Origin of the sequence: Salmonella sp. SA15303 (assembly GCF_029962125.1) — a bacterium.
In the GTDB taxonomy this organism is placed as follows: Bacteria; Pseudomonadota; Gammaproteobacteria; order Enterobacterales; family Enterobacteriaceae; genus Salmonella; species Salmonella enterica.
Window position 1 is genome coordinate 925,430 of sequence record NZ_CP123924.1, and the last position, 19,608, is coordinate 945,037.

13 protein-coding genes, 1 pseudogene and 1 CRISPR repeat array (1 of these 15 running past the window's edge) are annotated in these 19,608 nt (G+C 52.5%); of the genes and pseudogenes, 12 read left to right on the forward strand and 2 right to left on the reverse strand.

Annotated features, from left to right (window positions below; translation table 11 throughout):
• The first annotated feature begins 70 nt into the window (after window positions 1–70).
• The 4 genes from gudP to QEN31_RS04480 all read left to right on the forward strand — a co-directional run bounded on the left by gudP (window position 71) and on the right by QEN31_RS04480 (window position 5,347).
• Entirely contained in the window at window positions 71–1,429 is a 1,359-nt protein-coding gene (gene gudP, locus QEN31_RS04465) for a galactarate/glucarate/glycerate transporter GudP (protein ID WP_000097015.1), read from the forward strand.
• Complete coding sequence (locus QEN31_RS04470) at window positions 1,426–2,766, forward strand: enolase C-terminal domain-like protein (protein WP_099949613.1); 1,341 nt, start codon at window positions 1,426–1,428, stop codon at window positions 2,764–2,766. The genes gudP and QEN31_RS04470 overlap by 4 nt, the downstream gene beginning before the upstream one ends.
• Before the next feature lie 20 nt (window positions 2,767–2,786).
• On the forward strand, window positions 2,787–4,127 hold the full coding sequence (gene gudD, locus QEN31_RS04475; RefSeq protein WP_000107113.1) for a glucarate dehydratase: 1,341 nt from the start codon (window positions 2,787–2,789) through the stop codon (window positions 4,125–4,127).
• 77 nt (window positions 4,128–4,204) lie between these two features.
• Window positions 4,205–5,347 (forward strand): glycerate kinase, encoded by a 1,143-nt coding sequence (locus QEN31_RS04480; protein ID WP_000706479.1) that lies wholly within the window; start codon window positions 4,205–4,207, stop codon window positions 5,345–5,347.
• A 43-nt stretch (window positions 5,348–5,390) separates the two neighbouring features.
• Here the strand turns inward: QEN31_RS04480 and barA are convergent, their stop codons facing one another.
• A complete protein-coding gene (gene barA, locus QEN31_RS04485; protein ID WP_000186400.1) occupies window positions 5,391–8,147 on the reverse strand; it encodes a two-component sensor histidine kinase BarA in 2,757 nt (918 codons plus the stop codon).
• 57 nt (window positions 8,148–8,204) lie between these two features.
• Between barA and rlmD the strand changes: the two genes are divergently transcribed.
• The 4 genes from rlmD to QEN31_RS04505 all read left to right on the forward strand — a co-directional run bounded on the left by rlmD (window position 8,205) and on the right by QEN31_RS04505 (window position 12,488).
• A complete protein-coding gene (gene rlmD / locus QEN31_RS04490) occupies window positions 8,205–9,500 on the forward strand; it encodes a 23S rRNA (uracil(1939)-C(5))-methyltransferase RlmD (RefSeq protein WP_000046849.1) in 1,296 nt (431 codons plus the stop codon).
• A gap of 51 nt (window positions 9,501–9,551) precedes the next feature.
• A complete protein-coding gene (relA, locus tag QEN31_RS04495) occupies window positions 9,552–11,786 on the forward strand; it encodes a GTP diphosphokinase (RefSeq protein ID WP_099949614.1) in 2,235 nt (744 codons plus the stop codon).
• A gap of 83 nt (window positions 11,787–11,869) precedes the next feature.
• Complete coding sequence (locus tag QEN31_RS04500) at window positions 11,870–12,226, forward strand: type II toxin-antitoxin system ParD family antitoxin (RefSeq protein ID WP_000480218.1); 357 nt, start codon at window positions 11,870–11,872, stop codon at window positions 12,224–12,226.
• Window positions 12,192–12,488 (forward strand): type II toxin-antitoxin system RelE/ParE family toxin, encoded by a 297-nt coding sequence (locus QEN31_RS04505; RefSeq protein WP_001532579.1) that lies wholly within the window; start codon window positions 12,192–12,194, stop codon window positions 12,486–12,488. The genes QEN31_RS04500 and QEN31_RS04505 overlap by 35 nt, the downstream gene beginning before the upstream one ends.
• A gap of 18 nt (window positions 12,489–12,506) precedes the next feature.
• On the opposite strand, the pseudogene QEN31_RS04510 reads toward QEN31_RS04505, so the two are convergent.
• Window positions 12,507–12,650, reverse strand: a pseudogene (locus QEN31_RS04510) (fimbrial protein); the annotation flags it as partial.
• A 605-nt stretch (window positions 12,651–13,255) separates the two neighbouring features.
• Between QEN31_RS04510 and mazG the strand changes: the two are divergent.
• The 4 genes from mazG (at window position 13,256) to queE (ending at window position 18,109) form a co-directional block, all read left to right on the forward strand.
• The gene (gene mazG / locus QEN31_RS04515) at window positions 13,256–14,056 is read left to right on the forward strand and encodes a nucleoside triphosphate pyrophosphohydrolase (protein ID WP_000210449.1); all 801 of its coding nucleotides are present in this window, start codon (window positions 13,256–13,258) and stop codon (window positions 14,054–14,056) included.
• A 227-nt stretch (window positions 14,057–14,283) separates the two neighbouring features.
• Window positions 14,284–15,921 (forward strand): glutamine hydrolyzing CTP synthase, encoded by a 1,638-nt coding sequence (gene pyrG / locus QEN31_RS04520; protein ID WP_000210863.1) that lies wholly within the window; start codon window positions 14,284–14,286, stop codon window positions 15,919–15,921.
• Window positions 15,922–16,003: 82 nt separating this feature from the next.
• The gene (eno, locus tag QEN31_RS04525) at window positions 16,004–17,302 is read left to right on the forward strand and encodes a phosphopyruvate hydratase (protein WP_000036734.1); all 1,299 of its coding nucleotides are present in this window, start codon (window positions 16,004–16,006) and stop codon (window positions 17,300–17,302) included.
• Between the two features lie 135 nt (window positions 17,303–17,437).
• Window positions 17,438–18,109, forward strand: coding sequence for a 7-carboxy-7-deazaguanine synthase QueE (queE, locus tag QEN31_RS04530; protein WP_001199961.1), 672 nt, complete (start codon window positions 17,438–17,440; stop codon window positions 18,107–18,109).
• A 296-nt stretch (window positions 18,110–18,405) separates the two neighbouring features.
• A CRISPR array of direct repeats spans window positions 18,406–19,608; the repeat unit is 29 nt; unit sequence GTGTTCCCCGCGCCAGCGGGGATAAACCG; it runs 1,023 nt beyond the window's last position.

The following is a 19,608-nucleotide window of genomic DNA, read 5'->3' on the forward strand; positions in this document are numbered from 1 at the left end:
ATCTCTGATTCCCTACCGGTTGTGCAGTTCAGAGTGAGCGTAGCTAACGCGAAATTTCAGGAGTGCAACAATGAGTTCATTAAGTCACGCGGCGAGCAGTGCGGAGAAACGCACGAACGCCCGCTACTGGATAGTGGTGATGCTGTTTATCGTCACATCCTTCAACTACGGCGACCGCGCCACATTGTCCATTGCCGGCTCAGAAATGGCCAAAGATATCGGCCTTGATCCGGTAGGCATGGGCTATGTTTTTTCTGCTTTTTCATGGGCCTATGTTATCGGGCAGATCCCGGGCGGCTGGCTGCTGGACCGCTTTGGTTCCAAACGCGTCTATTTCTGGTCTATTTTCATTTGGTCAGTCTTCACCCTGTTGCAGGGTTTTGTCGATATCTTTAGTGGTTTCGGCATTATTGTCGCCCTCTTTACGCTTCGTTTCCTGGTTGGTCTGGCGGAATCGCCTTCTTTCCCGGGCAACAGTCGCATTGTTGCAGCCTGGTTCCCGGCGCAGGAGAGGGGAACGGCGGTGGCCATCTTTAACTCCGCGCAATACTTTGCCACGGTTATTTTCGCGCCGATTATGGGCTGGCTGACGCACGAAGTGGGCTGGTCGCATGTCTTCTTCTTTATGGGCGGGTTAGGGATCATCATCAGCTTTATCTGGTTGAAAGTTATCCATGAACCAAATAACCATCCGGGCGTAAATAAGAAAGAGTTGGAGTACATCGCAGAAGGCGGCGCGCTGATCAATATGGATCAGAAAGACACCAAAGCGAAAGTACCGTTTAGCGTCAAATGGGGCCAGATCAAACAGCTGCTGGGCTCTCGTATGATGATTGGCGTTTACATCGGTCAGTACTGTATTAACGCATTGACCTATTTCTTTATTACCTGGTTCCCGGTCTATTTGGTCCAGGCGCGCGGCATGTCGATTCTCAAAGCGGGCTTTGTCGCCTCGGTTCCTGCGGTCTGCGGCTTTATCGGCGGCGTGTTGGGCGGCATCATTTCCGACTGGCTGATGCGTCGTACCGGCTCCCTGAATATCGCGCGCAAGACGCCGATTGTGCTGGGGATGTTGCTGTCAATGGTCATGGTGTTCTGTAACTATGTGAACGTGGAATGGATGATCATCGGCTTTATGGCGTTGGCCTTCTTCGGTAAAGGTATCGGCGCGTTGGGCTGGGCAGTAATGGCGGATACCGCGCCGAAAGAGATCAGCGGTCTTTCCGGCGGCTTGTTTAATATGTTCGGCAATATTTCCGGTATTGTGACGCCAATCGCGATTGGTTACATCGTTGGCACCACCGGTTCCTTCAACGGCGCGTTGATCTATGTCGGCGTACATGCCCTGGTGGCCATCATCAGCTATCTGGTGCTGGTAGGCGATATTAAGCGTATTGAACTGAAACCTGTCGCAGGACAATTATCATGACAACGCAATCCAGTCCCGTTATTACGGACATGAAGGTCATTCCGGTTGCCGGACATGACAGTATGCTACTCAACATCGGCGGCGCGCATAACGCGTACTTCACCCGTAACATCGTCATCCTCACCGATAACGCCGGGCATACTGGCGTCGGCGAGGCGCCGGGCGGAGAAGTGATTTATCAGACGCTGGTCGATGCTATTCCGATGGTATTAGGCCAGGAAGTCGCCCGCCTGAACAAAGTGGTGCAGCAGGTGCATAAAGGCAACCAGGCTGCTGATTTTGACACCTTTGGTAAAGGCGCATGGACGTTTGAACTGCGGGTTAACGCGGTGGCAGCTTTGGAAGCGGCGCTGCTTGATCTACTGGGGCAGGCGCTTAATGTGCCGGTCTGTGAACTGTTAGGACCCGGTAAACAGCGCGATGCCGTCACCGTGTTGGGCTATCTCTTCTATATTGGCGATCGCACTAAAACCGATCTGCCGTATCTGGAAAGCACGCCGGGCAGTCATGAATGGTATCGCCTGCGTCATCAGGAAGCGCTGGACAGCGACGCGGTCGTGCGGCTGGCGGAAGCGTCTCAGGATCGCTACGGCTTTAAAGATTTTAAACTCAAGGGCGGCGTGCTGCCGGGCGAACAAGAGATTGATACTGTTCGCGCGCTAAAAAAACGCTTCCCGGACGCGCGTATTACCGTGGATCCGAACGGCGCCTGGCTACTGGATGAAGCCATTGCGTTGTGCAAAGGGCTGAATGATGTACTGACCTACGCGGAAGATCCGTGCGGCGCGGAGCAAGGATTCTCTGGTCGTGAAGTCATGGCGGAGTTCCGCCGCGCGACAGGACTGCCGGTAGCGACCAATATGATTGCCACCAACTGGCGTGAAATGGGACACGCGGTGATGCTCAACGCGGTAGACATTCCTCTTGCCGATCCGCATTTCTGGACCCTCACCGGCGCCGTTCGCGTGGCGCAACTGTATGATGACTGGGGGCTAACCTGGGGCTGCCATTCGAATAACCATTTTGATATTTCACTGGCGATGTTTACCCATGTCGGCGCGGCGGCGCCAGGCAAACCCACCGCTATTGATACGCACTGGATCTGGCAGGAGGGCGATTGCCGCCTGACTAAAAATCCGCTGGAAATTAAAAACGGCAAAATTGCCGTTCCGGATGCGCCAGGACTGGGCGTGGAGCTTGACTGGGAACAGGTGCGAAAAGCGCATGACGCGTATAAAAAGCTGCCAGGCGGCGCGCGTAATGATGCAGGCCCGATGCAATACCTGATCCCCGGCTGGACTTTTGACCGCAAACGCCCTGTTTTTGGTCGTCACTAATTCTGAATAAGGACACAGTTATGAGTACTCAATTTACGACGCCTGTAGTGACTGAAATGCAGGTTATCCCGGTTGCGGGTCATGACAGTATGCTGATGAACCTGAGCGGCGCGCACGCCCCGTTCTTCACGCGCAACATCGTCATTATTAAAGATAACTCCGGCCATACCGGGGTTGGCGAGATTCCGGGCGGCGAAAAAATTCGCAAAACGCTGGAAGATGCGATCCCACTGGTGGTGGGAAAAACGCTGGGTGAATATAAAAATGTCCTGACCGCCGTTCGCAACCAGTTTGCCGATCGCGATGCGGGCGGACGCGGCTTACAAACGTTCGATCTCCGTACCACTATCCATGTGGTGACTGGCATTGAAGCGGCAATGCTTGACCTTTTGGGCCAACACCTGGGCGTCAACGTCGCTTCGCTGTTAGGCGACGGTCAGCAGCGCAGCGAAGTCGAAATGCTGGGTTATCTGTTCTTTGTCGGCAATCGCAAGGCCACGCCGCTGCCGTATCAGAGCCAGCCGGATGAGCAATGCGACTGGTATCGTCTGCGCCATGAAGAGGCGATGACGCCGGAAACGGTAGTGCGTCTGGCGGAAGCTGCCTATGAAAAATACGGCTTCAACGACTTCAAACTGAAAGGCGGCGTGCTGGCGGGCGAAGAAGAGGCCGAGTCAATCGTGGCGCTGGCGAAACGTTTCCCACAAGCGCGCGTTACGCTCGATCCAAACGGTGCCTGGTCGCTGAACGAAGCGATCAGCATTGGTAAATACCTGAAAGGTTCTCTGGCCTATGCAGAAGATCCGTGCGGCGCGGAGCAGGGTTTTTCTGGTCGTGAAGTGATGGCGGAATTCCGTCGCGCGACCGGATTACCGACGGCCACCAATATGATAGCGACCGACTGGCGTCAAATGGGGCATACGCTGTCGCTGCAATCCGTCGATATCCCGCTGGCGGACCCGCACTTCTGGACTATGCAAGGCTCTGTACGCGTGGCGCAAATGTGCCATGAGTTCGGTCTGACCTGGGGCTCGCACTCTAACAACCACTTTGATATTTCGTTGGCGATGTTTACCCATGTTGCCGCGGCGGCGCCGGGCAAGATCACCGCGATCGATACCCACTGGATCTGGCAGGAAGGCAACCAACGTCTGACTAAAGAACCGTTTGAAATTAAAGGCGGCATGGTGCAAGTACCGACCAAACCGGGTCTGGGCGTTGAGCTCGATATGGATCAGGTGATGAAAGCGCATGAGCTCTATCAAAAACATGGCTTAGGCGCGCGTGACGACGCGATGGGAATGCAGTACTTAATTCCTGGCTGGACGTTTGATAATAAGCGTCCTTGCATGGTGCGTTAAGTCAGAGCCGGTTCCGTAAGGAACCGGTTCTTCTCTGGGTGTATGCTTAACAGGATCAACATGCGTAAGGACGACTTATGAAAATAGTGATCGCACCAGACTCGTATAAGGAAAGTTTGAGTGCTCTTGAGGTAGCGACCGCCATTGAACAAGGATTTCGCGAGATCTGGCCTGACGCCGATTACCTGAAATTGCCGCTGGCTGATGGCGGAGAAGGTACTGTCGAAGCGATGGTTGAAGCGACGGCGGGTCGAATCGTGCATGTTGAGGTCACCGGGCCGTTGGGGCATCGCGTCAATGCGTTTTATGGGCTTTCCGGCGATGCGCGTTCCGCGTTCATTGAAATGGCGGCCGCCAGCGGGCTGGAGCAGGTGCCGCCCGCGCAACGCGATCCGTTGAAGACCACGTCATGGGGAACCGGCGAGCTGATCCGTCATGCGCTGGATGCGGGCGTTGAGCATATCATTATTGGTATCGGCGGTAGCGCCACCAACGATGGCGGCGCGGGGATGGTACAGGCGCTGGGGGCCAGGCTACGGGATGCGCAGGGCAATGATATTGCGCAAGGCGGCATTGGGCTGGAAACACTCGCCAGCATTGATATCAGCGGCCTGGATAAGCGTTTGTCGGCGTGCCATATAGAGGTCGCCTGCGATGTCACGAATCCCCTTACCGGCAAAGAGGGCGCGTCTGCGGTTTTTGGTCCGCAAAAAGGGGCAACGCCGGAAATGATTGAACGCCTGGATACGGCATTGACTCGCTATGCGCATTTGATTGCCCGCGATCTGCATGTCGATGTGTTGGATCTGGCAGGCGGCGGCGCGGCAGGCGGCATGGGGGCGGCGTTATACGCGTTTTGCGGCGCGCAGCTACGGCGTGGCATTGAGATTGTCACCGATGCGCTTCATCTGGAAGCGTGTCTTGCGGATGCTGATTTAGTCATCACCGGCGAGGGACGCATCGACAGCCAGACCATTCACGGTAAAGTCCCTATTGGCGTGGCAAACATCGCCAAACGGTATAACAAGCCGGTAATTGGTATTGCGGGTAGCCTGACGGCGGACGTTAGCGTGGTTCATGAACATGGGCTTGATGCGGTTTTCAGCGTGATTTATACCATCTGCACGCTGGAGGACGCGCTGAAGAATGCGAGTGAAAACGTACGAATGACCGCGCGCAACGTGGCTGCAACGCTGAAAGCGGGGCAACAGTTACGCTGAGTTGTAGGCCGGATAAGGCGGTCACGCCGCCATCCGGCGAATATCAGCCTAATATCTTCTTCGCTTCACGCGCGACATTATCCATCTCATCCAGCAGCTCCAGAAACTCAGGCTCCAGCTCCTCTTCGTGGACGCCGCTGCGAAGCTGTTGCTCAATAAGCTGGCAAAGGTTCTTCATCCGCGGTACGCCGCTATAGCCGCAGCTCCCGTGTAGCTTATGGACCAGATCGACCAGGCCGTTGGGATTTTCTCCCACCAGTTGTTCTTCAATTTTGTTGCGCACTTCCGGCAGAAAATCAATCAGCATTTGCAGCATATCCCGCGCCAGATCGGGCTTACCGGCAGCCTGGCGGAGCGCAAGCTGCCAGTCGAGCGTTGCATTCGGATTGAAGATAAATTCAGCTGGTTCCGGCGCCATCAGGCGCGCTGCTACGTTGGCGCCAGGTTTATAGCGCAGCAACAGATTATGCAACTTCTCTTCTTCTATCGGTTTAGCCAGATAGTCGTTCATGCCCGCGCTGAGCAACTTCTCTTTTTGCCCGGCCATCGCATGTGCCGTAACGGCAATAACCGGTGTTTGCTGCTGATGAGGAAGCTGGTGAATCAATTCGCAGGCGCGTATGCCGTCCATATCCGGCATCTGAATATCCATCAAAATCAGATCAAACTGCATTTGTTTCGCCCGATCCACCGCCTGATGTCCGCTATCACAAAGCTCTACGTGCTGGACTTTATCTTCCAGTAACGCGCCGATAAGCTTCAGATTAGCGGGATTATCATCAACCGCCATAACCGTCATGGTGATTTTACTGGTATCCATTAGCAGCGGTTCAGGATGGTGATTCAACTGGCAATATTCCGTCAGCGCTGGCAACAGGCGCGTTGACGTCAATGGTTTTAACAGACAGGCCGCCGCGCCTCCTTGTTTCAGCTTTTCGGCGTTAATTTGCGCATGGCAAGGTAGCGCCAGCAGTAGAAAGTCCGTCATTGACGCTGCTTTCGCCAGACGTTCATGCTGCATGGTGAGCGGCTCGCGGAAGGTCACCGGAACGCTCAAAATCATAATATCGTAGTGCGCTAACGGCAGCGCGGAGAAGGTCGGGCTGTAAACCACCTCCACCGGCGTGTCGCTCAGTAGATCCAGGGTACATTGCGCGGCGGTAGCATTCGGTTCGACATAAGCCAGCCGTTTCCCGGCCAGACACGCGGTCGACGGCCCGTCAATAATGACATTTGGGTTAAGATCAAGATTAATATGAAACCAGAAGGTCGAGCCGCGATTAGGCTGGCTGTGGAAAGAGATATCCCCGCCCATTTCGTTGACCAGCTTTTGCGTAATCACCAGCCCAAGCCCGGTGCCGCCGTGACGGCGAGAAATACTGGCATCGGCCTGGCGAAACGCCTGAAACAGTCGCGACTGGTCGCGTTCCGGAATGCCGATCCCCGTATCGCGGATCTGCACTTCAATCTGTACTTTGGTGTTACTGAGCGCCCGCTTTTCTACCAGAATGTCGATATTGCCACTCTCGGTGAACTTAATGGCATTACCCACCAGATTAGTAATGACCTGTTGCAGGCGCAGCGGGTCGCCAATCACATTATCCGGGACGTCGTTTTTAATATTTAACGTCAACTCCAGCCCTTTATCATGCGACGAGTGAGCCAGCAGCGTAACCACTTCATCCAGCGTATTACGCAGTGGAAAAGGGATACTTTCCAGAATGAGCTTACCGGCTTCCAGCTTGGAGAAATCAAGCACGTCATTAATGATCGCCAGCAGATTATTCGCGGAACGCTCAATGGTGTTCAGATGGTCGCGCTGGGTGGGATTCAGCTCCGTTTTTAATGTCAGGCGGGTAAAGCCAATGACGCCGTTCAGCGGCGTTCGCAGTTCGTGCGACATGTTCGCCAGGAACTCCGACTTAATACGCGCCGCTTCCTGGGCACGCTTTTTCGCCAGATCCAGCTCAACGTTTTGGATTTCCATCTGCTCAAGGGTTTCACGCAGGTCCGAAGTGGCCTGATCGATATTATGCTGCATCTCTTCGTGATAGGCGGCAAGCGACATCGCCATGGAATTAATGCCGTTTTTCAGCATATCCAGTTCGCCCAGCATAAATCCTTCCACCCGGCTATCCAGTTGTCCGCGGCGAATGCGGTCAACGGTATTCACCATATTACGGATAGGCCCGGTGACATCGCGCATAAGCCGCCAGCCAAAGATCAGCGCAATGCCAATACAAAAAAGCATCATCACGCTGGAGATAAAAATCTCTTTGTATTGCTGTAGCCTGACCGACTTGAGATCCAGTTCAAGCGCCACATACCCCAGCATATTTTTGGTATTTTTCGCGTCAGCAATCGCTGACTCGTCCGGCGAATAGCTCTCCGAGATAATTGGGGTGCGCAGAATCATAATATCGCCGTGGCGATCAACGCTCAGACGACGTGGAAACGGCGCTCCGGCGGGAAGCTGCATCTGTGAGGGGTCCAGATGGAAATTAGACGTTACAAACAGACGGTTATGATCGTCATAAACGGAAATCGCCCGCACAATATCAGAGTGTCTGCGGTGCAGGACGCTGATAAGTTGGCCGATAGACTCCCGGTTTTGTAAGTTCATACCATATTCGCTGGAGACGGCGAGCGGTTCAATAATACTGGCGCCGGCATCTTCCAGTTGACGCTGCAGGTCGTTATAGCGGTGCACTACAAAAAAGATACTGAGCAGCAAACCTATCAGGACGGTCGGGGCCAGGATCAGAATCATCATGCGTGCGCGCAGGCTGTAGTTGGTCATGGAGTTCCGTTATGGGACAATTAGGGTCACACTGTTAAATTGAGAAAAAGCTGGTCGATGGCGCAATTCTACTCTGCAAAACGGCGCGTGACGACGCGTCAGATCATAACCGTTAAAGTCAATGACCTCGATTCATTTGGTCAGGGCGTAGCCCGTCATAACGGAAAAGCGCTGTTTATCCCCGGTTTATTGCCTGAGGAAAGCGCAGAAGTCATTATTACAGAAGATAAAAAGCAATTTGCCCGCGCACGCGTTTCGCGCCGTTTGAATGATAGCCCGGAACGAGAAACGCCGCGCTGCCCGCATTTTGGCGTCTGCGGCGGTTGTCAGCAACAGCATGTCAGCATCGCCCTGCAACAACGCAGCAAAAGCGCGGCGCTGGCGCGTTTGATGAAACACGAGGTGAATGACATCATCGCCGGCGCGCCTTGGGGTTATCGGCGTCGTGCGCGGTTAAGTCTGAATTGCCCGCCGGATAAACCGCTGCAAATGGGATTTCGCAAAGCGGGTTCCAGCGATATCGTCAATGTCGAACAGTGCCCCGTTTTGGCGCCCCAGCTTGCAGCATTGCTGCCCCGAATCAGGGCGTGTCTGGCGAGTTTACACGGCACCCGACATCTTGGGCATGTTGAGCTGGTACAGGCGGGAAGCGGTACGCTGATGATTCTGCGCCATACCGCGCCATTAAGTGCGGCGGATAAAGAAAAACTGGAACGCTTTTCGCATTCTGAGGGATTGTCTCTGTTTCTGGCGCCGTTTAGCGAGATACTGGAAACGGTATCTGGCGAGGCGCCCTGGTATGATTCGCACGGCTTACGTTTAGCCTTCAGTCCGCGAGACTTTATTCAGGTTAATGAGGCGGTAAACCAGCAAATGGTCGCCCGCGCGCTGGAGTGGCTTGATGTGCGCGCCGAGGATCGTGTCCTGGATCTGTTCTGCGGAATGGGGAATTTTACGCTGCCGCTGGCAACGCGCGCGGCAAGCGTGATTGGGGTTGAGGGCGTTCCGGCGCTGGTAGAAAAAGGCCGTGAAAACGCCATCCGCAATGGTTTACATAATGTGACATTCTTCCATGAGAACCTGGAGGAAGATGTCACGAAGCAGCCGTGGGCGAAAAACGGCTTTGACAAAGTCTTACTCGATCCTGCGCGTGCGGGGGCTACAGGAGTGATGCGACATATTATAAAATTAAAACCTATTCGCATTGTTTATGTATCCTGTAACCCGGCGACGCTGGCGCGCGATAGTGAAGCGCTGGTCAATGCGGGATATGAGGTTACGCGTTTAGCGATGCTCGACATGTTCCCGCACACAGGACATCTGGAATCAATGGTTCTGTTCGAGCGCATGTAATGATTACCGGCTTACCGACTTCGGTAGGCCTGGTCCCTTAAGGAGAGGACGATGGTCGCGGTAAGAAGTGCACATATTAATAAAGCTGGTGAATTTGATCCGAATAAGTGGATCGCAAGCCTGGGAATTTCCAGCCAGCAGTCGTGTGAGCGCTTAGCCGAAACCTGGGCGTATTGCCTGCAACAGACACAAGGACATCCGGATGCGGATCTGTTGCTGTGGCGTGGCGTGGAGATGGTAGAAATTCTTTCCACGCTGAGTATGGATATCGACACGCTGCGGGCGGCGCTACTGTTCCCTCTGGCCGACGCCAACGTAGTCAGCGAAGATGTACTGCGCGAAAGCGTCGGCAAATCTATCGTTACCCTGATTCATGGCGTGCGCGATATGGCGGCGATCCGTCAGCTAAACGCCACTCATAACGACTCTGTTTCTTCGGAGCAGGTTGATAACGTCCGTCGAATGTTATTGGCGATGGTGGATGATTTCCGCTGCGTGGTGATCAAACTGGCCGAGCGAATCGCTCATTTGCGCGAAGTGAAAGAGGCGCCGGAAGATGAGCGCGTGCTGGCGGCGAAAGAATGTACCAACATCTATGCGCCGCTCGCCAATCGTCTGGGCATCGGGCAACTGAAGTGGGAACTGGAAGACTACTGTTTCCGCTACCTGCATCCGGCGGAATACAAACGCATCGCCAAACTGCTGCATGAGCGCCGTCTCGATCGCGAACATTACATCGAAGAGTTTGTTGGACATCTGCGCGCCGAAATGAAAAACGAAGGCGTGCAGGCGGAGGTCTACGGACGACCAAAACATATTTATAGCATCTGGCGCAAAATGCAGAAAAAGCATCTGGCGTTTGATGAACTCTTTGACGTGCGCGCCGTGCGTATTGTCGCTGAACGTCTGCAGGACTGCTACGCCGCGTTGGGGATAGTGCATACGCACTATCGTCACCTGCCGGATGAATTCGATGATTATGTCGCTAACCCGAAACCGAACGGTTACCAGTCTATCCACACCGTGGTCCTGGGACCGGGCGGTAAAACCGTTGAGATCCAGATCCGTACCAAACAGATGCATGAAGACGCCGAACTGGGCGTGGCGGCACACTGGAAGTATAAAGAAGGCGCCGCGTCCGGCGGCGTGCGCTCCGGTCATGAAGACAGAATTGCGTGGCTGCGTAAGCTGATCGCCTGGCAGGAAGAGATGGCCGATTCCGGCGAAATGCTGGATGAAGTGCGCAGCCAGGTGTTTGACGATCGGGTCTACGTTTTTACGCCAAAAGGCGACGTGGTTGACTTGCCTGCCGGATCTACGCCGCTCGATTTTGCTTACCACATCCACAGCGATGTTGGGCACCGCTGCATTGGCGCTAAAATCGGCGGCCGTATTGTGCCATTCACCTATCAGTTGCAGATGGGTGATCAAATTGAAATTATCACTCAGAAGCAGCCGAATCCCAGCCGCGACTGGCTGAATCCAAACCTGGGCTATGTGACGACCAGCCGCGGACGCTCGAAAATTCACGCCTGGTTCCGCAAGCAGGATCGTGACAAAAATATCCAGGCTGGACGGCAGATCCTCGACGATGAGCTGGCGCATTTGGGGATTAGCCTGAAAGAGGCCGAAAAACATCTGCTGCCGCGCTACAACTTTAATGAGCTGGAAGAGTTGCTGGCGGCGATAGGCGGCGGCGATATCCGTCTTAATCAGATGGTGAATTTCCTGCAATCACAGTTCAATAAGCCGAGTGCAGAGGAGCAGGATGCAGCGGCGCTGAAACAGCTTCAGCAAAAAACATACGCGCCGCAAAATCGTCGTAAAGACGACGGGCGCGTGGTGGTAGAAGGCGTGGGTAATTTGATGCACCACATCGCCCGCTGCTGCCAGCCGATTCCGGGGGATGAAATTGTCGGCTTCATTACTCAAGGGCGAGGGATTTCCGTGCACCGGGCCGACTGCGAACAGCTGGCGGAACTGCGCTCCCATGCGCCGGAGCGGATCGTAGAGGCGGTATGGGGCGAGAGCTACTCGGCGGGATATTCGCTGGTGGTGCGCGTCCAGGCCAACGATCGCAGCGGCTTGCTACGCGATATCACCACCATTCTGGCTAACGAAAAAGTCAACGTGCTGGGCGTCGCCAGCCGCAGCGACATTAAACAGCAGATCGCCACCATTGATATGACCATCGAGATCTACAACCTGCAGGTGCTGGGCCGGGTGCTCGGTAAGCTGAACCAGGTGCCGGATGTGATTGATGCACGGCGACTGCACGGGGGGTAAACCCCAGACAGTAATCATGTAGCGGCTTTGCTACTCGTTCAGCAAAGCCGCATTAGCAACCCCATAAGCATGAGATATGGGGTATGTTTTTGACGTACATTTCATTTCCGGTGTACTCTTATGTAAGATTTATACTTACAGTGGAGGCTGTTATGGCCAGAACAATGACCGTTGATCTTGGCGATGAACTGCGCGAGTTTATTGAATCGCTCATAGAATCAGGTGATTACAGAACACAAAGTGAAGTGATCAGAGAGTCTCTTCGTCTGCTGAGGGAAAAACAGGCCGAGTCACGACTTCAGGCGTTACGTGAACTTCTGGCTGAAGGTCTGAACAGCGGAGAGCCGCAGGCCTGGGAAAAGGATGCCTTTTTACGGAAGGTCAAAACAGGGATGATCAAACCCGATGAGAATGGTAAAATTAACGCCAAAGGCCAGTGAAGATCTGGAAAATATCTGGCATTACGGCTGGCAGCATTTTGGCGAAATACAGGCCGATCGATATATTAATCATCTATCAGAAATATTCAGCATTATGAGTGCCAATAACATTGGCACGCCTCGACCTGAACTGGGTGAATACATTTATGCCTTACCGTTTAAAAGGCATATTATCTATTTTATACAATCAGTTACGGAAGTTATCGTGATACGTATTCTGAGCCAGAATCAGGATGCTGGTAAGCATGTAAATTGGTTATAGCCTTTTTATCTAAAAAACAAGTGTGAGAGAGCAGGGGGAATCAACAATATTACCAAGGAAAGTGACCTTTGCTGTGTTGCTACCCGCGGCTTGAGCGCCGGAGACAATTCCCATAACTAAAGATGCAGTTACTGCCAGTTTACAAAAATGAGATGACTTCATCGTGTTATCCTTAATTAACGTGTTTTATGGCAACATTTTGTACGCGTATACCAAGGGATATGCGGCATAGAGCCATGCTGCGGGCTTTGGGTAAAAATAGGTCATAATAAAAATATTATATTTCTACATTTCTATGAGTATATTCTTATGAGCTGAATGATCGTACCTGCTCATAGAATATTATATGTAATACTTTCAATATATTTATTTCATGTATGTTCCAGAAAAAACAAAAAAGCGGTCTTTTTTGAATATTAAACTGGCGTGCATGCTACTCGTTTTTCCGTAAAAGTGAAATAATTTATTTTTTTTTGAAAGGGAAGGCTCTTTGGGTGGGGTGCTTATAGTGTTTGCATGATTTTTTTACTTAATTGATGTTATTTATAACGTCTGGTGCAAATATCTGTTTTTTTAATAAATTAGTTATATGATTATTATATTGTTGTGTATCGATTAATAATTTTAAAGTTATACGGGAAAGGTAGCATTCAACACCTGTTAACAATATATTTTATTATATAGGCGTTGTCGTAGTGTCTCTGTGCGTGAATGGTTAAGAATAATACGTTACAATTGTCGCTGGTATTTACAACCGATTAAAAACCATGACAACTAACCATCAAATTGACCGTCTTCTCACCCTCATGCAGCGCCTGCGCGACCCGGAAAACGGCTGCCCGTGGGATAAAGAGCAGACCTTCGCCAGCATCGCGCCTTATACGCTGGAAGAAACCTATGAAGTACTGGATGCGATTGCGCGTGAGGATTTTGACGATTTGCGCGGCGAACTGGGCGACCTGTTGTTCCAGGTGGTGTTTTACGCGCAGATGGCGCAGGAAGAAGGCCGCTTCGATTTTAATGATATCTGCGCTGCCATCAGCGACAAGCTGGAGCGCCGCCATCCGCATGTTTTTGGCGAGCTTTCCGCGGATAATAGCGAAGAAGCATTAGTTCGCTGGGAGCAAATCAAAACGGAAGAGCGCGCGCAAAAAGCGCAGCATTCCGCGCTGGACGATATTCCGCGCAGCTTCCCGGCCTTAATGCGCGCGCAAAAAATCCAGAAACGGTGTTCAAACGTGGGCTTTGACTGGACGACGCTGGGACCGGTCGTCGATAAGGTCTATGAAGAGATCGATGAGGTGATGTTCGAGGCGCGGCAGGCGGTTGTTGATCAGGCTAAACTGGAAGAGGAAATGGGCGATTTGCTCTTTGCCACGGTCAACATGGCGCGTCATTTAGGTACGAAAGCGGAGCTCGCTTTGCAAAAAGCGAACGATAAATTTGAACGTCGTTTTCGCGAAGTTGAACGTATTGTCGCAGCCAGAGGCCTGGAAATGACCGGGGTGGACCTGGAAACAATGGAAGAAGTTTGGCAGGAAGTAAAACGCCAGGAAATTGATCTCTAAAGGTTTTAGGCGGTCAAGAGCGATTTGTGTGATTTTTTAAATAACAAGCGCTTGATTTACGTCAAAAACATTTACCTCAAAGGGGCTATTTTCTCCCTCCCTGTGTGAATGTCAGCCTGACGAAGAGGAGGAATAATGAAAGTTTGTGGCGTAGGTCATGTTCGGGTATACTGCTTTCCCGTCCTGGTTATTCCATCGTCTTTTAAACCTAACTTCTCAGGTTCCGCATGACAACGAACTATATTTTTGTGACCGGCGGGGTCGTATCCTCTCTGGGTAAAGGCATTGCCGCAGCCTCCCTCGCAGCCATTCTGGAAGCCCGTGGTCTCAACGTGACCATCATGAAACTGGATCCGTACATCAACGTCGATCCGGGTACTATGAGCCCAATCCAACACGGGGAAGTGTTCGTTACTGAAGACGGCGCTGAAACCGACCTGGACCTGGGGCACTACGAGCGTTTCATCCGCACCAAGATGTCTCGCCGCAACAACTTCACGACTGGCCGCATCTACTCCGACGTTCTGCGTAAAGAACGCCGTGGCGACTATCTGGGCGCAACCGTACAGGTCATCCCTCACATCACTAACGCGATTAAAGAGCGCGTGCTGGAAGGTGGCGAAGGCCACGATGTGGTACTGGTGGAAATCGGCGGTACCGTCGGTGATATCGAATCGCTGCCGTTTCTTGAGGCGATTCGTCAATTGGCGGTAGATATCGGTCGTGAACACGCGCTGTTTATGCACCTGACGCTGGTACCTTACCTGGCGGCTGCGGGCGAAGTGAAAACTAAACCGACTCAGCACTCCGTGAAAGAGCTGCTGTCTATCGGTATTCAGCCCGATATTCTGATTTGTCGTTCCGATCGCGCGGTTCCTGCCAACGAGCGTGCAAAAATTGCATTGTTCTGTAATGTGCCGGAAAAAGCCGTTATTTCAATGAAAGATGTCGATTCCATTTATAAAATTCCGGGCCTGTTGAAATCTCAGGGGCTTGATGATTATATTTGTAAACGATTCAGCTTGAACTGTCCGGAAGCTAACCTGTCTGAATGGGAACAGGTCATTTACGAAGAAGCGAACCCGGCAGGCGAAGTGACTATCGGCATGGTCGGCAAATATATTGAACTGCCGGATGCCTATAAGTCGGTGATCGAAGCGCTGAAACACGGTGGTCTGAAAAACCGCGTTACCGTCAACATCAAATTGATCGATTCGCAAGATGTTGAAACGCGCGGCGTCGAAATTCTGAAAGATTTGGACGCTATCCTGATCCCCGGCGGCTTCGGCTATCGTGGCGTTGAAGGTAAAATCGCCACTGCGCGCTATGCGCGTGAAAACAATATTCCTTATCTGGGCATTTGCTTGGGGATGCAGGTTGCGTTGATTGAGTTCGCTCGTAACGTGGCCGGCATGGACAACGCCAACTCAACGGAATTTGTGCCAGACTGTAAGTACCCGGTTGTGGCGTTAATTACCGAGTGGCGCGATGAAGACGGTAACGTTGAAGTCCGTAGCGAGAAAAGCGATCTGGGCGGCACCATGCGCCTGGGCGCGCAGCAGTGCCAGCTTAGCGATGACAGTCTGGTACGTCAGTTGTACGGCGCGTCGACGATTGTTGAACGTCATCGCCATCGTTACGAAGTCAACAATATGTTGTTGAAACAAATTGAAGCAGCGGGTCTGCGTGTCGCAGGCCGTTCCGGTGATGATCAGTTAGTCGAGATCATTGAGGTACCGAATCATCCGTGGTTCGTGGCCTGTCAGTTCCATCCGGAATTTACTTCCACGCCGCGTGATGGACATCCGTTGTTCGCTGGCTTTGTTAAAGCCGCCAACGAGCATCAGAAACGTCAGGCGAAGTAAAAAAGTTAGAACGGCGGTGCACCCTCAGCGGTGCACCGTTTGTCTGAAGTTTTAGTTTAACTAGTGACTTGAGGAAAACCTAATGTCCAAAATCGTTAAAGTCATCGGTCGTGAAATCATCGACTCCCGTGGTAACCCGACTGTTGAAGCTGAAGTACACCTGGAAGGTGGTTTCGTAGGTATGGCGGCGGCTCCGTCAGGTGCTTCTACTGGTTCCCGCGAAGCGCTGGAACTGCGCGATGGCGACAAATCCCGTTTCCTGGGTAAAGGCGTAACCAAAGCTGTTGGCGCGGTTAACGGCCCGATCGCTCAGGCTATTCTTGGCAAAGACGCTAAAGACCAGGCTGGCATCGACAAAATCATGATCGACCTGGACGGTACTGAAAACAAATCTAACTTCGGTGCAAACGCCATTCTGGCTGTCTCTCTGGCTAACGCCAAAGCTGCTGCTGCCGCTAAAGGTATGCCGCTGTACGAGCACATTGCTGAACTGAATGGCACGCCGGGCAAATACTCCATGCCGGTTCCGATGATGAACATCATCAACGGCGGCGAGCACGCTGACAACAACGTCGACATCCAGGAATTCATGATCCAGCCGGTTGGCGCGAAAACGGTTAAAGAAGCCATCCGTATGGGTTCTGAAGTTTTCCATCACCTGGCAAAAGTGCTGAAAGGCAAAGGCATGAACACCGCTGTGGGTGACGAAGGCGGCTATGCGCCGAACCTGGGTTCCAACGCTGAAGCGCTGGCTGTTATCGCTGAAGCGGTTAAAGCGGCTGGTTACGAGCTGGGTAAAGACATCACCCTGGCGATGGACTGCGCAGCATCTGAATTCTACAAAGACGGTAAATACGTTCTGGCTGGCGAAGGCAACAAAGCGTTCACCTCCGAAGAATTCACCCACTTCCTGGAAGAACTGACCAAACAGTACCCGATCGTTTCCATCGAAGATGGTCTGGACGAGTCTGACTGGGACGGTTTTGCATACCAGACCAAAGTACTGGGCGACAAAATCCAGCTGGTTGGTGACGACCTGTTCGTAACCAACACCAAAATCCTGAAAGAAGGCATCGAGAAAGGCATCGCTAACTCCATCCTGATCAAATTCAACCAGATCGGTTCTCTGACCGAAACTCTGGCTGCAATCAAGATGGCGAAAGACGCTGGCTATACTGCTGTCATCTCTCACCGTTCTGGCGAAACTGAAGACGCTACCATCGCTGACCTGGCTGTTGGTACCGCTGCAGGCCAGATCAAAACCGGTTCTATGAGCCGTTCTGACCGTGTTGCTAAATACAACCAGCTGATTCGTATCGAAGAAGCTCTGGGCGAAAAAGCACCGTATAACGGTCGTAAAGAGATCAAAGGCCAGGCGTAATCCTGCTTTTACCTCTTAACGTATAAACCCGCTTCGGCGGGTTTTTTTGTATCTGTTCAATAGCGCAGCCGCTGTGCATGACCGGGCAGACGAAATCTGCAATAATTAACGATTATCCCCTTAATAGAGAACGCTATGCAGTACCCGATTAACGAGATGTTCCAGACCCTACAAGGCGAGGGTTATTTTACCGGCGTCCCCGCTATTTTTATTCGTTTACAGGGATGTCCGGTCGGCTGTGCCTGGTGTGATACTAAGCATACCTGGGATAAACTGAGCGATCGGGAAGTGTCTCTGTTCAGCATTCTGGCAAAAACCAAAGAGAGCGACAAATGGGGTGCTGCGAGCAGTGAAGACTTGCTGGCAGTAATTAATCGTCAGGGCTATACCGCGCGTCACGTTGTCATCACCGGTGGCGAACCCTGTATTCACGACCTCATGCCGCTCACCGATCTGCTTGAAAAGAGTGGTTTTAGTTGTCAGATTGAAACCAGCGGGACGCACGAAGTGCGCTGTACGCCTAACACCTGGGTCACGGTTTCACCAAAAGTGAATATGCGCGGGGGATATGACGTGCTTTCCCAGGCGCTGGAGCGCGCCAATGAAATCAAGCATCCCGTTGGGCGAGTTCGTGATATTGAGGCGCTGGATGAACTGTTAGCCACGTTGAGCGATGATAAACCGCGTGTGATTGCTTTGCAGCCCATTAGCCAGAAAGAAGACGCGACGCGTCTGTGTATTGAAACGTGTATTGCACGTAACTGGCGGCTGTCTATGCAAACGCATAAATATTTAAATATCGCCTGATGCATTACTAATCTTACAGACGGCCTGCCGATGCCGTCTGTGACTCATCCATTACCTTGCATTGTTTATTTTCTCTATGTGAATTTCGATGAGTGTATAAAAGCGCTGATAAATTTTTCCATAGCGATGCACGGATCACGCTATTTTGGTAAATTTAAAGAAAAAATCATTCTATGAACTTTTTTGCATCAAAATCAGCAAATTAGCTGTTCTTTAATAATTTAAATTGTTGCGATTATGTTGGTAGAATGTGGTGCTGACAAAAAGTAGTTTATAAACAATTATATCCGTTTAGTGTGTTCCCCGCGCCAGCGGGGATAAACCGTTTGCCGATCCCCTTCCAGACCACCCTTTACAGTGTTCCCCGCGCCAGCGGGGATAAACCGTGCAGAGTTGTATCTTACCCTGTTTACGTTTCGTGTTCCCCGCACCAGCGGGGATAAACCGTTATCCCAATATATTTCGCTATCAGTTACATCGTGTTCCCCGCGCCAGCGGGGATAAACCGGACTGTTTATACCGGATTCCATGCGTTTTCAGGTGTTCCCCGCGCCAGCGGGGATAAACCGGAATTACTGGCTAACGACGAACTGACAGTTGAGTGTTCCCCGCGCCAGCGGGGATAAACCGGCTCATTAAATAACTATATAACCCCCGGACTCGTGTTCCCCGCGCCAGCGGGGATAAACCGTTCCAGAACCGTTTGACTTACTGTGGCCATTAGTGTTCCCCGCGCCAGCGGGGATAAACCGGGCTTTGGTGAAGATTTCTGATTTGGTCATTTGTGTTCCCCGCGCCAGCGGGGATAAACCGGATCGGGTGGTGCCGGTGGGCCATGTGGCGCTGTGTTCCCCGCGCCAGCGGGGATAAACCGGCAGCGGTTGAGTAACTCCTCGTCCACGTCGAGTGTTCCCCGCGCCAGCGGGGATAAACCGCTCCAGCGCTCGAATTTATTTGAGGCCACCACGTGTTCCCCGCGCCAGCGGGGATAAACCGTTTTGATACGTAGTATTCATTACGCCTCCTAGGTGTTCCCCGCGCCAGCGGGGATAAACCGGCGAGGTCAATAAAAAATGGTGTGGCTTTACCGTGTTCCCCGCGCCAGCGGGGATAAACCGCCGGCATCAGCGCCGATCCGTTCATAGTGCCCGTGTTCCCCGCGCCAGCGGGGATAAACCGAAAAAACAGAAGAACGGCAAGCGGCACCTCAAGTGTTCCCCGCGCCAGCGGGGATAAACCGCGTCAGCGCGGTATTGAGGCCGGGGACCGCCCGTGTTCCCCGCGCCAGCGGGGATAAACCGAACAGGAACAGGAAAAAAAAGATTTGTCCGGTGTGTTCCCCGCGCCAGCGGGGATAAACCGCAGATCCTCAACGGTCAGGCTGTTTAGTTCCTGTGTTCCCCGCGCCAGCGGGGATAAACCGCGGAGGATGGAATATTTCCGAGGCTGGCGATTGTGTTCCCCGCGCTAGCGGGGATAAACCGATGCCGGAACGCTGA

Coding starts and splice junctions, on each gene's coding strand:
- gudP (WP_000097015.1), top strand. CDS start 71: ATGAGTTCATTAAGTCACGCGGCGAGCAGTGCGGAGAAACGCACGAAC.
- QEN31_RS04470 (WP_099949613.1), top strand. CDS start 1,426: ATGACAACGCAATCCAGTCCCGTTATTACGGACATGAAGGTCATTCCG.
- gudD (WP_000107113.1), top strand. CDS start 2,787: ATGAGTACTCAATTTACGACGCCTGTAGTGACTGAAATGCAGGTTATC.
- QEN31_RS04480 (WP_000706479.1), top strand. CDS start 4,205: ATGAAAATAGTGATCGCACCAGACTCGTATAAGGAAAGTTTGAGTGCT.
- barA (WP_000186400.1), bottom strand. CDS start 8,147: ATGACCAACTACAGCCTGCGCGCACGCATGATGATTCTGATCCTGGCC.
- rlmD (WP_000046849.1), top strand. CDS start 8,205: ATGGCGCAATTCTACTCTGCAAAACGGCGCGTGACGACGCGTCAGATC.
- relA (WP_099949614.1), top strand. CDS start 9,552: ATGGTCGCGGTAAGAAGTGCACATATTAATAAAGCTGGTGAATTTGAT.
- QEN31_RS04500 (WP_000480218.1), top strand. CDS start 11,870: ATGTTTTTGACGTACATTTCATTTCCGGTGTACTCTTATGTAAGATTT.
- QEN31_RS04505 (WP_001532579.1), top strand. CDS start 12,192: ATGAGAATGGTAAAATTAACGCCAAAGGCCAGTGAAGATCTGGAAAAT.
- mazG (WP_000210449.1), top strand. CDS start 13,256: ATGACAACTAACCATCAAATTGACCGTCTTCTCACCCTCATGCAGCGC.
- pyrG (WP_000210863.1), top strand. CDS start 14,284: ATGACAACGAACTATATTTTTGTGACCGGCGGGGTCGTATCCTCTCTG.
- eno (WP_000036734.1), top strand. CDS start 16,004: ATGTCCAAAATCGTTAAAGTCATCGGTCGTGAAATCATCGACTCCCGT.
- queE (WP_001199961.1), top strand. CDS start 17,438: ATGCAGTACCCGATTAACGAGATGTTCCAGACCCTACAAGGCGAGGGT.